Below are 13,308 nucleotides of genomic sequence, written 5' to 3' on the forward strand. Positions count from 1 at the left end.
CCCCCACTGGTCAGAACCCTACGCGCCACCACTGACAACGCCCCCGCATGAGAAGACGCTCAGGCAACCCTCGCGCGTTCCCTCCCCGCCAAGATCGCGTCCACCGTTTCGCCCACCGCCATCGTCGAGGTGTCCAGCCACAGACCGAGCCGCGGGGTCGACTCCCGCAGAGCAGCGTCCAGAGCCTCGACCGTCCACGCCCCGTAGCCCGTCTTCGCCCGCCCCGCCTCCCGCGCCGCCACCGCCTCCGGGGTCGGCGCCAGGACGACCACGTGCAGCGGACGGTGGCGGACCAGCCGTACGTACGCCGCGAGGTCCTCCCCCAGCACCACGTCCTGCACCACCGCCGTGAACCCCGCCTCCGCGTACGCGTCCGCCGTCGCCGCCGACAGCCGGTACCGCAGGCGGAGTTGGGCCTCGGCCTCGTCGTCGGCGCCGGGGACGTACTCCTCACGCCCGGACACGATCATCCGCCGGAAGACATCACCGCGGATGTGCGCCGCTCGCGGCAACCTCTCGGCCAGCGCCTGCGCCACCGTCGACTTCCCGGCCGCCATCAGCCCCGTGACGAGGACGACCCCGTCCATCAGGACCGGTCCGTCACCACCGCCGCCTGCGGGCGGATCGGCAGGCGGTTCACCGGGCGGCCCGTGGCGGCGCGTACCGCGGAGGCGATGGCCGCCGGGGAGGTCACCACCGGTACCGCGCTGACCGCCTTCGCGCCGAAGGGGGCGACCACGTCCCGCTCCTCGACGAGCTTGACGATGCGGATGTCGGGCGCGTCCAGGGCCGTCGGAAGGGCGTAGCCGGTGAGGTCCGGGTGGCGGATCAGGCCGCGTGGCGTGCGGAGGTTCTCCGTCAGCGCGATGCCCAGGCCCTGGGTGACGCCGCCCTCGATACGGGAGGCCAGCTGGGCCGGGTTCAGCACCCGGCCCACGTCCTGGGCGACGGCCAGCTCCACGACCCGTACCGACCCGATCTCGATGTCGACGTCCACCACCGCGCGGATCGCGCAGAAGGCCATGCCCACGAAGGCGTCGCCCTGGCCGGACTCGTCCAGCGGTTCGGTGGGGTGCGGGCGGCACTGCGCCGTGGCCCACAGCTCCTTGCCGTCCATCGCCTCCGTCACCGTGGTCGACAGGACTCCGTCGTACGACGTGATCTTGCCGTCGGTGATCTGGAGAAGCTCCGTGGACATGCCGAACTTGTGTGCGAGGGGCTGGAGCAGCTGGGTGCGGACCATCTTCGCCGCGCGCTCCACCGCGCCGCCCGACACCCAGGTGTGGCGGCCGCGGCAGCCCGCGCCCGCCGGGGGCTGGTCGGTGTCGACCGGCGCCACGTGGACCTCTTCGATGCCGAGGGTCTCCTGGACGATCTGCCGGGCCAGCGTGGTGAAGCCCTGGCCCGTCTCCACGGCCGCGCACAGGACCGTGGCCACGCCGTCGTGGACCTTCACCGTGGCCGTCGAGACCTCGTCGGCGCCCTCCGCGCCGAGCATGTGCACCATGCCCAGGCCGTAGCCCACGCCGCGGCGGACCGCACTCGGGTCGCCCGCGCCCTCGGGGCCGCCGGGCAGCAGCCAGTCCTCCTCGGGGGTGTCCTTGGGAAGGGCTGGGAGGGGGAAGTCCCGTACGGCCTGCAGGAGTTCCGCGACCGGTGCCGGGCAGGTCACCGTCTGGCCCGTCGGGAGGACGTCGCCCGTGGCCAACACGTTCCGCAGACGCAGCTCCGCCGGGTCGACGCCGAGCTTCTTCGCCAGCTTGTCCATCTGCGCCTCGTACGCGGCGCACACCTGCAGGGCGCCCTCGCCGCGCACATGACCGGAGGGCGGGTTGTTGGTGCGTACGACCCAGCCCTCGATGAAGGCGTTCGGGACGACGTACGGACCGCAGGCGAAGGCGACGGCGGCGGCCAGGGCGTCCGATGAGGTGTCGGCGTACGGGCCCGCGTCCAGCAGGATCTGCGCCTCGACCTTCACCAGCTTGCCCTCGGCGTCCGCGTGGTGGCGGTATCTCAGGAGGGTGGGGTGCCGGTGCGTGTGGCCGAGGAAGGACTCCTCGCGCGTGGCGGTCAGTTTCACCGGGCAGCCGGTCTTCAGCGCCAGCAGGCCGAGCGGGAGCTGGAAGCCCTGGTCCTCGCGGTCCGCGGTCGCCCCGGGGACGCCGGTGACGACGATCTTCACCCGTTCGGGTTCCAGGCCGTAGCAGGCGGCGGCCGTGTCGCGGTCGGTGTGCGGGTCGGTGGAGGCCAGGTAGAGCTCGACCCCGCCGTCGGGGCGGGGCACCGCGAGTCCCGCCTCGGCGCCGATGGGGGCCGGGTCCTGGCGGCCGATGCGGTACAGGCCCTCCACGACGACCTCGCCGACCGCCGCCGGGTCACCGTGCCGCAGCGGGATGTGCCGGATCAGGTTGCCGTCGGGGTGCAGGGGCTCGGCCTCGAAGGCCTGCTCCGGGTCGGTCACCGGGTCGAGCGTTTCGTACTCGACGATGATGGCGGCCGCGGCCATACGGGCCGTGTCCGGGTGGTCGGCGGCGACGGCGGCGATGGGCTCGCCGTGGTGGCGTACGACCTCCGAGGCGAAGACCGGGCGGTCGGCCGTGCCACGGCCGTACAACGGGCTGCCGGGCACGTCCTCGTGGGTGACGACGGCGCGTACGCCGGGCATCTCGCGCGCGTGGGAGGTGTCGATGGACAGGATGCGCGCGTGCGGGTGCGGTGAGCGCAGCACGGCCGCCCACAGCAGGCCCTCGGCCCACAGGTCGGCGGCGTACGGGAAGGTGCCCTCCGTCTTCGCGCGGGCGTCGGCGGGCGGCAGGGAGGCGCCGATGCCGTGCGGAATCGGTTCGGGGGCGGGGGCGGCCTCCGCGGGCTGCGCGGCCTGCGCGGTGGCTGCTTCGTTGCTCACGCGTGGCCTCCGTCCTGGCCGTAGGGCTGGTCATGCGGTCCGGGGGACTCGAAAGCCGAGGGATGGACGCCACCGGCTCCCGGGCCCGCCTGGTGAGGAATACGGGGCTCGTCGGCGTCGGACTCAGGTTCGTCGGGCGCGGAGTGCGCCTCACGTTCGGCGACGACCTCCTTGACGGCCTCCAGGACGCCCCGGTAGCCGGAGCAGCGGCACAGGTTGCCGCACAGCGCCTGGCGGGCCTCCAGTTCGGTCGGCGCCGGGTTGCCCTCCAGGAGGTCGTGCAGGGTCATCGCCATGCCCGGCACGCAGAAACCGCACTGCACCGCGCCGCACCGGGCGAGCGCCCGCTGCACGTCCGACGGCTGCCCGTCGGCGGCCAGGCCCTCGACCGTACGGACCTCGCTGCCGGCGGCGGTCACGGCCGGGACCAGGCAGGAGGCGACGAGCCGCCCGTCGACCTGGACGTTGCAGGCCCCGCACTCGCCCTGCGAGCAGCCGTCCTTGGCGCCCGCGAGCCCGAGCCGCTCCCGCAGGACGTACAGCAGCGACTCGCCGATCCACGCGTCGGTGACGGGCCGCTCGGTGCCGTTGACGCTCAGGACGTACGAGGCGAGGGGGTGTTCGTCGTGCGATCCGGTGGGCGCCGGCTCCTGCGGGGCGGCCGGCCCGGACTCGGCCGGGGTCTCGGGGCCGGTGGCCGTCACGGGCTCCTCGGCGGCCTCCGGCGCCGGTTCCGCGTCCGGGGCCGGTGCGGGGTCCGCAGGGGACTCAGCGGGGCTCTCAGCGGCCGCGTCGGGAGCCTGGGTGTCCTCGGCCGCCTCACCGGCACCAGGAGTGTGCTGTGAGGTTTCGACGTGGGGGTCCCCGGACTCCTCCGCGTGGGAGGGGGCGTGCTCCGGTGCGGGCGCGTCGGGCTGCTCCCCCGCGTGCCCGGCCGTTTCCGGCTCCGGAGCGCGCGTGTCCGGCCCGGGCTCGGCAGGCGGGTGCTGCTCCGGGTCCTGTCCGGCCGGCATCGGCTGCTCGGGCCCGTGTCCGGCGGACCGCTCACCGGTGTGCGGCGCGGGCTGCTCGTACCCGGTCCCGGCCGGCTGGTCGTACCCGGTCCCGGCCGGCTGGTCGTGGCCGTGTCCGGCCCCGGTGGTCTCCGCCGTCTCCTGCCCCCAGGGCTGTCCCACCGCCTGGGGCGCCCAGGGAGCGGGCGCGCCGCCCGGCAGGGTGGCCGGTGGGGTGCTGCCCCACTGCTCGACCAGGGACGACGTGGTGAACTCGCCCGATTCGTCCGGAAGGTCGCCTCCGGCGACGGGGATCGACCACTGCCCGGTTACGTCCTGGCCCGACGCGGGAGCGGCCTCGGCAGCCGTGGCCTGGTCGAAGTGCCACTGCCCCGTGGCGGCGGGGTTGTACGTGAACCGGTCGTCCCCGGCGTGTTGCCCGGCCTGCTGCCCGTGCTGCCCGTGCTGCCCGGCCCCACCGTGCGGGTCGTGCTGCTGGTGCCCGGCGTTGGGGTCGTGCCACTGGGCGCCGTCGACCGGCGCGGCCGGCGCCGCCCAGCCGCCGGCGGCCGCGGGGCCGGTCCCGTCGGCCGTGGCGGGGTCGGCCGTTATCGGCGGCGGCACATAGCCGTGGCCGGGCGCGGCGAGCGGACTGTCGGCGGAGGCCAGCAGGGCGTCGATGCCCCCCTCGGGGAGCTTGACGAAGGCGGTGGCGCCGTCGTCGTAGTCGCCCTGGGGCAGCGGATCCCAGCGTCCGCCGCCCTGAGGCATGCCCTCTCCGTGCTGGTCGTCGGTCACGACAGCGCCCTCCCCAGTGCTCGTCGGGCCAGCGCGGCGACGGTGCGCCGCAGATGCAGTACGGCGGGCGGAAGCGGCTGCACGGAGCCGTCCTCGGCCGGAGGCGCGTCGGGGATGCAGGCCGCGGCGACGTACTCACCGAAGGCGGTCAGCGCCTCCGGCACGATCGCGCGGTTGTTGTCCCAGTCGATGAGCTGGGCGACCCACTGCTCGGCCTCCAGCGGCCTGAGCGCCATCGGCGCTATGGCCCCGACGGCGCACCTGACCCCGCGCCGGGCGGGGTCGAGGACGAGCGCCACGGAGGCGACGGCACGCCCCGGTCCGGTGCGGCCGGTCGCCTTCAGGAAGACCTGCGGCGCGTGCAGCAGCGGCACGCGCACGTAGCCGATGAGTTCGCCGGCCCGCAGCATCTCCATGCCGGCCAGCAGGTGCGACACCGGGATCTCCCGGCGGGCTCCGCCCGGGCCCGCGATGATCAGCGTCGCCTCCAGGGCGGCCAGCACGGGCAGCGCGTCCCCGGTGGGCTGGGCCGAGGCGATGTTGCCGCCGAGGGTGCCCGCGTTGCGGATGTGCGGCGGGCCGGCGGCGCGCGCGGCGGCCGCGAGCGCCGGGATCAGGGCGGCGAAGTCGGGGCGGCCCATACGCGCGTGCGTGAGGCCCGCGCCGAGCAGCGCGTGACCGTCCTGGTACTGCCAGCCGCGGATCTCGCTGATCCGGCCGAGGCCGACCAGCGCGGCGGGCCTGAGCTGTCCGGAGTTGACGGCGGTCATCAGGTCGGTGCCGCCCGCCACGGGCACGGCGGCGGGCATGGCGGTGAGCGCCGCCACGGCCTCGTCCAGCGTCGCGGGCAGCGTCACGGCCTGCGCCGCCTGCGGTGCGTGCATGGTCAAACCGGCTGCCCCTTCCCGCTGCCCCACTGGTCCCGCCTGTGTTGCCGTACCGTACGTGCTGACAGGGCGGACGTGGCAACTCTGGCACATCTTCGCAGGACCCGAGGACAGGGGTTCACTAGGAGGCATTCGCCCACCTCACCAGGGAGATGGTCCGTTTTCGCACGGCATCACCGGTGCGCTCGAATTGTCACTCTTCGGTGACCCTTGCGCGTTTTTCCCGAGACCTGCGGGGCCTGGCCGTCAGCGATTCGGCGGCGGGCCGTCGATCGGGCGGCCGAGCACTCCGGGGCGCTTCTGCCAGGGCCGCGGCCCGGTGGGCGGCCGGTAGGCGACGCCCAGGGCGTCAAGTCGCCGGTAGTGGACGGCCATCCGCCGTTCGAAGTCGGCGAAGTCCCGCTCCGCGGGGGCGGGCAGGGCGCTCCAGGCCACCTCGGCGAAGGCCGCGAGCCTCGGGAAGGCCTGGTAGTCCACGCGCGCGTGGTCCTCCATCACCTCGGTCCACACATTGGCCTGCGTGCCGAGCACGTGCCGGGCCTCCTCGGCCGTCAACTCCGGTGGAACCGGCTCGAACCGGTAGACGTCCTCCAGGGTGCGCACGTACCCGATGGGCACCGGCTCGTCCGGGCCGGCGTCCTGGCGGTGGTCCAGGTACACCTGCTGCTCGGGGCACATGACGACGTCGTGCCCGGCCCGCGCGGCGGCGATCCCGCCCGCGTAGCCGCGCCACGAGGACACGGCCGCACCGGCCGCGAGTCCGCCCTCCAGGATCTCGTCCCACCCGATGAGCCTGCGCCCGCGCGCGGAGAGCCACGCGTCGAAGTGGGCGATGAACCACGCCTGGAGTCCGTCCTCGTCCTTCAGCCCGAGTCGCTCGATGCGCCGCTGCGCGGCGGCCGACTGCCTCCACTGGTCCTTGCGGCATTCGTCACCCCCGACATGCACGAACTCCGAGGGGAACAGCTCCAGGACTTCCTCGAACACCCCCTCGTAGAAGCGCAGGGTGTTGTCAGTGGGGGCGAGTACGTTCGGAGAGATCCCCCAGTTGTCCCAGACGGTAAGGGAGGTTGTGTCGATGGCATCGGTGTTGCCGAGTTCCGGGTACGCGGCGATGGCGGCCTGCGAGTGTCCGGGTACGTCGATTTCGGGGACGACGGTGATATGCCGCTCGGCGGCGTAGGCGACGATCTCCCTGATGTCGTCCTGGGTGTAGTAGCCGCCGTGCGGCTTCTCCTCCCACAAGGGTGAGGCCCGGTGGCCGAATTTGGTACGGGACCGCCAGGAGCCGATCTCCGTCAGCCTGGGGTACCGCTTGATCTCGACGCGCCAGCCCTGGTCGTCCGTCAGATGGAAGTGGAACACGTTCAGTTTGTGCGCGGCCATCAGATCCAGGTAGCGCAGGACGCCTTCCTTGGGCATGAAGTGCCGGGCGACGTCCAGCATCAGCCCGCGCCAGCCGAAGCGGGGGGCGTCCTCGATGATCTGAGGCTGGATCGCGAGGGTGAAGCCCGGACGGACGGGGGCCTTACGGAAGGCGTCCGGCCCGAGAAGCTGACGCAGCGTCTGGGCACCCCAGAACACGCCGGCCGCGCTGCCGCCCGTGATGTCGACGCCCCGGTCGGTCACCACGCGGAGGCGGTACGCCTCGGGCTCCAGGGTGTCGTCGAGGCGCAGCCGCACGCCGTCGCGGGCGTCCTCGGGCCCGGGCGGCAGCGGCAGGCCCAGGGCCGGGCCGAGTGTGCAGCGCAGCCAGCGTTCCGTGGTGCCGGTGCCGGGCGCGGCCCACAGGGTGGTGTCCGCGCCCAGCAGGACAGCGCGGCTCATGTGCCCCTCGACGGTGCGGGGCGCGGGGATCAGATCCGTCCGAGAGGTCACGTCAGTCCTTCACCGCTCCGCCGAGGCGGGAGACGAGTCGTCGTGGGTGGTCCGGAAGCGGAAGCGGAACCGTGTGACGGCGGTCGCCGCGAGAAACGCGATCAGCGCCGGGGTGAACACGTTTCACTGCCCGCGACGGCACGGCTGTTGAGAAGTAACGGCCGAATTCCTGCTGTCGCCATCGAGTGCAGCGGGAAAGCGACGGGATTCACAGTTCCGACACTCCGGAGGCTAGGGACTCCCCGAACACGCCCACAAGAGGTCTCAACCACTCTGTGACCGGCAGACACACTCCACGCAACGATAAAAGCAGCAAAAGGCGCAAAAGCCCCCAGGACGCACAGGAACGCGCGCCCTGGGGGCCTTACGGCCTCAGGCGGGAGAAGCCGTTACTTGTCGCCGCCCTTGCCCTCGTCACCGCCGGCGCCCATGGACTCGTAGATCTCCTTGCACATGGGGCACACCGGGTACTTCTTGGGGTCGCGGCCCGGCACCCAGACCTTGCCGCACAGCGCCACGACGGGGGTACCGTCGAGGGCGCTCGCCATGATCTTGTCCTTCTGGACGTAGTGGGCGAAGCGCTCGTGGTCGCCGTCGCCGTGGGACACCTGTGGCGTCGGCTCTACGAGGGTCCCCGTACCAGTCCCGCGCTCGGGCTCAAGAGTGCTCATAGCGCCAAGGGTACTGAAGCTCACACGCATCAGTTGAGCGACGGGTCGTCCGGATACGTGGCCACCATCGCCAGCTCGTTGCGCTGGCGGCGCAGCACCTCGCGCCAGAGTCTCTCCGGCGACGGGGAGGAGACGTCGCCGGGCTCGGACTCGACGACATACCAGGCGCCCTCCACCAGCTCGTCCTCCAGCTGGCCCGGGCCCCAGCCGGCGTATCCGGCGAAGATCCGCAGGGAGCCCACGGCGGAGGCCAGCAGCTCCGGCGGGGCCTCCAGGTCGACCAGACCGATCGCACCGTGCACCCGGCGCCAGCCCAGCGGGGCGCTCTCACCGGAGGTGCCACCGGGGACGACGGCCACCCCGAGGGCCGAGTCGAGGGAGACCGGGCCGCCCTGGAAGACGACGCCGGGCTCGCCGGCGAGGTCCGCCCAGCCCTCCAGGATGTCGCCCACGCCGACCGGTGTCGGACGGTTGAGGACGACACCGAGGGAGCCCTCCTCGTCGTGGTCGAGAAGGAGCACCACCGCACGGTCGAAGTTCGGGTCCGCCAGGGCGGGCGTTGCCACGAGCAACCGCCCTGTGAGCGAGGACACCTCGGTCATGCCAGACATGATCCCGCATCTTCCCTCACTGTGGGGAGGCAATCCGGGGACGGGAGTGAAGGCAGGTCAGGGCGCACCGGTGCGCGCCGCGCGCACGGGGGGCGCCGTGACGCGACGTACCCGCCGGGGAACGGTTCGTGTTGTGACACAGCTATGACGTGGCTGGATCGTCCTCGGGCTTACGGAAGGGGGGTGAGGGGCGATTACCCTTTCCCCTCTGGCCCCTGCCCCACTCCACGGAACGCGAGATACATGACCGTCAACGACGATGTCCTGCTTGTCCACGGCGGAACCCCGCTGGAGGGCGAGATCCGGGTCCGCGGTGCGAAGAACCTCGTGCCTAAGGCCATGGTCGCAGCCCTGCTGGGCAGTGCCCCGAGCAGACTGCGCAATGTTCCGGACATCCGCGACGTGCGGGTCGTACGGGGCCTGCTGCAACTGCACGGGGTGTCCGTCCGTCCGGGTGACGAGCCGGGCGAACTGGTGATGGACCCGACCCATGTGGAGAGCGCGAACGTCGCCGACATCGACGCCCACGCGGGTTCCAGCCGTATCCCGATCCTCTTCTGCGGACCGCTGCTGCACCGTCTCGGCCACGCCTTCATCCCGGGGCTCGGCGGCTGTGACATCGGCGGCCGGCCCATCGACTTCCACTTCGACGTGCTGCGGCAGTTCGGTGCGCGGATCGAGAAGCGTGCGGACGGGCAGTACCTGGAGGCTCCGCAGCGGCTGCGGGGCACGAAGATCCGGCTGCCGTACCCGTCGGTGGGCGCGACCGAGCAGGTGCTGCTGACGGCCGTCCTCGCCGAGGGTGTCACGGAGTTGTCCAACGCGGCCGTCGAGCCGGAGATCGAGGACCTGATCTGCGTCCTGCAGAAAATGGGCGCGATCATCGCGATGGACACCGACCGTACGATCCGCATCACCGGTGTGGACAGGCTCGGCGGCTACACCCACCGCGCCCTTCCGGACCGCCTGGAGGCGGCCTCCTGGGCGTCGGCGGCGCTGGCGACCGAGGGCAACATCTACGTCCGCGGTGCCCAGCAGCGGTCGATGATGACGTTCCTGAACACGTATCGGAAGGTGGGCGGGGCCTTCGAGATCGACGACGAGGGCATCCGCTTCTGGCACCCCGGCGGGCAGTTGAAGTCCATCGCCCTGGAGACGGACGTGCACCCCGGCTTCCAGACGGACTGGCAGCAGCCGCTGGTCGTGGCCCTCACCCAGGCCACCGGCCTGTCCATCATCCACGAGACGGTCTACGAGTCCCGCCTGGGCTTCACCTCGGCGCTGAACCAGATGGGCGCCCACATCCAGCTCTACCGCGAGTGCCTCGGCAGCTCCGACTGCCGCTTCGGCCAGCGCAACTTCCTCCACTCGGCCGTCGTGTCGGGCCCGACCAAGCTCCAGGGCGCCGACCTGGTCATCCCCGACCTCCGCGGCGGCTTCTCCTACCTCATCGCCGCCCTGGCCGCCCAGGGCACGTCCCGCGTCCACGGCATCGACCTCATCAACCGCGGCTACGAGAACTTCATGGAGAAGCTCGTGGAACTCGGCGCGAAGGTGGAACTGCCGGGCAAGGCCCTCGGCTGACCCACCTCCACCACCCCGGCCGGCGACAGCACCACCCCTGGCCGGGGTCCTGGGCTGCCCGCCGGGCCGGCACAACAGAGCGACCCGCGCGACCCGCGCAGACCGCGCACGGCGAAGGCACAGCCGCCGGACAGGGCTCTTCGGCTGCCGCCGCCCGCTCCACAGCAGGGAGCAAGGCCGCTCGCGGCGCAGGCACGGCCGCCGGAGAGGAGTCTTCGGCCGCCCCACCTCCACCACCCCGGCCCAACGCGGCACCAGCCCTGCCCGGGGCCCCGAGGATGCCCCTCGGGCCGGCACAGCAGGAGCAACCCGCGTACCCCGCTCACGGCCAGAGTGCAGCCGCCGAGCAGCGCTCTTCGTCCACCCCCGGCCAGTGAGCACCGCCCCTGCCCGGGACTCTTCGTCCACCCCCGGCCGGTGAGCACCGCCCCCCCCCCGGGGTCCTGGGGCCCCTCCGGCCGGCACAGCAGAAGCCACCCGCGTACCCCGCTCACGGCCAAAGTGCAGCCGCCGAGCCGGGCTCTTCGCCCGCACCCCCGGCCGATGACAGCACCGCCCCTGCCCGGGTACGACGATGGGGCGGCCCCCGGTGAGGGGGCCGCCCCATGTGGCGTTGCTGAGCCTCAGGGGCTCTCGTACGCCGTCCCGTGGCGTACGGACGGCAAGGTCACTTGCCCTTGGCGGCTTCCTTCAGCTTGCTGCCCGCGGAGACCTTGACGCTGAAGCCCTCCGGGATCTGGATCGGCTCGCCGGTCTGCGGGTTCCGCGCGGTGCGAGCGGCACGCTTGGTGCGCTCGAAGGTGAGGAAGCCCGGGATGGTGACCTTCTCGTCCCCCTTGGAGACGACATCGCCGACGACGTCGGCGAACGCGGCCAGCACGGCGTCGGCGTCCTTGCGGGTCACCTCGGCGCGCTCGGCCAGCGCGGCCACCAGCTCACTGCGGTTCATGTTGTTACTCCCGTGTTCTTCTTGCCGTTGAGGCGTGCCACGCGGCGGAGCCGCATGTCAGGCGCTGCGAAGCCGATGCTGCCAGGGTCCCCGGTGAGTCCCCGGGCCCGGGTCCGACCGTCAGACCCTCGCGCCCAGTGACGCATCCTGCCTCTACCTGCGGCGGGAAAGCCAATCCGGCACCCGCAGGAGTCGTGAGAACACTCTTGGGAGTCACACGAAAAGAGGCTGAGCACGGCCGACACCATAGGCTCCGCCGCCGAGGACGGGTCCTGCGACGCGCCGGTTTCAAGGTCGGCCCGTGGGGATCCTCACAGTGCGGGGGCCACCGCTGCCGCCGCCCCGACCGCCTTGGCGGCCTCCCGCACGGCCCCGGCCACGGCGCCCGCGACCTTGTCGTTGAAGACGCTCGGGATGATGTAGTTAGGGTTCAGCTCGTCCTCGGTCACCACGTCCGCGAGGGCGGTGGCGGCGGCCAGCATCATCTCGGTGTTGACCGTGCGGGACTGGGCGTCCAGCAGGCCGCGGAAGACGCCCGGGAAGACCAGCACGTTGTTGATCTGGTTCGGGAAGTCCGAGCGGCCCGTGGCCACAACTGCGGCCGTCTGGCGGGCGATTGCCGGATCCACCTCGGGGTCCGGGTTCGCGAGCGCGAACACGATGGCGCCGTCGGCCATGGCGGCCACGTCGTCGCCGTCGAGGACGTTCGGAGCGGAGACGCCGATGAAGACGTCCGCGTCGCGCACGGCCTCCTTCAGCGTGCCCGTCAGGTTCTCGGGGTTGGTGTTGTCGGCGATCCAGCGCAGCGCCGAGCCGGGCGCGGCGTCGACCAGGTCCTCGCGGCCGGCGTGCACGACGCCGTGGATGTCGGCGACGACGGCGTTCTTCACGCCCGCGGCGAGCAGCAGTTTCAGGATGGCCGTACCGGCCGCGCCGGCGCCGGACATGACCACGCGCACGTTCTCGATGGCCTTGCCCACCACGCGCAGTGCGTTGGTGAGGGCGGCGAGGACGACGATCGCCGTGCCGTGCTGGTCGTCGTGGAAGACGGGGATGTCGAGGGCCTCGCGCAGCCGCGCCTCGATCTCGAAGCAGCGGGGCGCGGAGATGTCCTCGAGGTTGATGCCGGCGAAGCCCGGGGCGATCGCCTTGACGATCTCGACGATCGCGTCGGTGTCCTGGGTGTCGAGGCAGATCGGCCAGGCGTCGATGCCGGCGAACCGCTTGAAGAGGGCCGCCTTGCCCTCCATGACGGGCAGCGCGGCCTTGGGGCCGATGTTGCCGAGGCCCAGCACCGCCGAGCCGTCCGTCACGACCGCAACGGAGTTGCGCTTGATGGTGAGGCGGCGGGCGTCCTCGGGGTTCTCGGCGATCGCCATGCAGACGCGGGCCACACCCGGCGTGTAGACCATGGACAGGTCGTCACGGTTGCGGATGGGGTGCTTCGACGCCATCTCGATCTTGCCGCCGAGGTGCATGAGGAACGTACGGTCCGAGACCTTGCCCAGCGTGACGCCCTCGATGCCGCGGAGCTTCTCCACGATCTCGTCGGCGTGTGCGGTCGAGGTGGCCGCGATCGTGACGTCGATGCGGAGCTTCTCGTGACCGGACGCGGTGACGTCGAGGCCGGTCACCGAGCCTCCGGAGGACTCCACGGCGGTGGTGAGCTGCGAGACGGCGGTTCCGCTCGCGGGCACCTCCAGCCGGACCGTCATCGAGTAGGAGACGCTGGGCGCCGTTGCCATGGCCGACTTCCTCTGCTTTCACGATGTCGCGAAGATGTGCCGTCCGATCGTCGCACCTACCGTCGGGTAGCTGGTAGCCGCGTGAGGTTGCGAACGTTTTGTTCTCAAGCACATGCCAAGCAAAAGAGGTCCACGTCACATCGTGACGTGGACCTCTTCGACGTTCAGTGACACCGACCCGCCATGCTCGCCTCGCGGCAAGTGGTCGCTCGAAGCGACTAAGGTTGGGCCCGGGGGCTTGGATCGGGCCGGTGCCACATCAAGGCTAACAAACAGATCCCGTACGGC

The 13,308-nt window shown here is 72.1% G+C and carries 10 protein-coding genes and 1 pseudogene; 1 reads left to right on the top strand and 10 read right to left on the bottom strand.

Annotation, left to right across the window (positions count from 1 at the left end; all coding sequences use genetic code 11):
- Positions 1-59 precede the first annotated feature (59 nt).
- The 8 genes and pseudogenes from NW895_RS19200 to NW895_RS19235 all read right to left on the bottom strand — a co-directional run bounded on the left by NW895_RS19200 (position 60) and on the right by NW895_RS19235 (position 8,733).
- Positions 60-587, bottom strand: coding sequence for an AAA family ATPase (locus NW895_RS19200; RefSeq protein WP_289936935.1), 528 nt, complete (start codon positions 585-587; stop codon positions 60-62).
- Positions 587-2,905, bottom strand: coding sequence for a molybdopterin cofactor-binding domain-containing protein (locus NW895_RS19205; protein WP_289936936.1), 2,319 nt, complete (start codon positions 2,903-2,905; stop codon positions 587-589). Before NW895_RS19205 ends, NW895_RS19200 begins: the two co-directional genes overlap by 1 nt.
- Positions 2,902-4,695, bottom strand: coding sequence for a 2Fe-2S iron-sulfur cluster-binding protein (locus NW895_RS19210; protein WP_289936937.1), 1,794 nt, complete (start codon positions 4,693-4,695; stop codon positions 2,902-2,904). The genes NW895_RS19205 and NW895_RS19210 overlap by 4 nt, the downstream gene beginning before the upstream one ends.
- On the bottom strand, positions 4,692-5,585 hold the full coding sequence (locus NW895_RS19215) for an FAD binding domain-containing protein (RefSeq protein WP_289936938.1): 894 nt from the start codon (positions 5,583-5,585) through the stop codon (positions 4,692-4,694). The genes NW895_RS19210 and NW895_RS19215 overlap by 4 nt, the downstream gene beginning before the upstream one ends.
- 243 nt (positions 5,586-5,828) lie before the next feature.
- On the bottom strand, positions 5,829-7,460 hold the full coding sequence (locus NW895_RS19220) for a beta-N-acetylhexosaminidase (RefSeq protein WP_289936939.1): 1,632 nt from the start codon (positions 7,458-7,460) through the stop codon (positions 5,829-5,831).
- A 45-nt stretch (positions 7,461-7,505) separates the two neighbouring features.
- Positions 7,506-7,644 (bottom strand): annotated as a pseudogene (locus NW895_RS19225) (carbohydrate ABC transporter permease); the annotation flags it as partial.
- A gap of 205 nt (positions 7,645-7,849) precedes the next feature.
- Complete coding sequence (locus tag NW895_RS19230) at positions 7,850-8,131, bottom strand: DUF3039 domain-containing protein (RefSeq protein ID WP_289936940.1); 282 nt, start codon at positions 8,129-8,131, stop codon at positions 7,850-7,852.
- Between the two features lie 29 nt (positions 8,132-8,160).
- Positions 8,161-8,733, bottom strand: coding sequence for a YqgE/AlgH family protein (locus tag NW895_RS19235; RefSeq protein ID WP_289936941.1), 573 nt, complete (start codon positions 8,731-8,733; stop codon positions 8,161-8,163).
- Positions 8,734-8,985: 252 nt separating this feature from the next.
- Here NW895_RS19235 and murA point away from each other — a divergent pair, with 252 nt between their 5' ends.
- Positions 8,986-10,326, top strand: coding sequence for a UDP-N-acetylglucosamine 1-carboxyvinyltransferase (gene murA / locus NW895_RS19240; RefSeq protein ID WP_289936942.1), 1,341 nt, complete (start codon positions 8,986-8,988; stop codon positions 10,324-10,326).
- 667 nt (positions 10,327-10,993) lie between these two features.
- Here murA and NW895_RS19245 read toward each other — a convergent pair.
- Complete coding sequence (locus tag NW895_RS19245) at positions 10,994-11,275, bottom strand: HU family DNA-binding protein (protein ID WP_289936943.1); 282 nt, start codon at positions 11,273-11,275, stop codon at positions 10,994-10,996.
- A gap of 311 nt (positions 11,276-11,586) precedes the next feature.
- Positions 11,587-13,020, bottom strand: coding sequence for an NAD-dependent malic enzyme (locus NW895_RS19250; RefSeq protein WP_289936944.1), 1,434 nt, complete (start codon positions 13,018-13,020; stop codon positions 11,587-11,589).
- Between the last annotated feature and the right edge of the window lie 288 nt (positions 13,021-13,308).

Origin of the sequence: Streptomyces sp. S.PNR 29 (genome assembly GCF_030386795.1) — a bacterium.
Classification (GTDB): Bacteria; Actinomycetota; Actinomycetes; order Streptomycetales; family Streptomycetaceae; genus Streptomyces.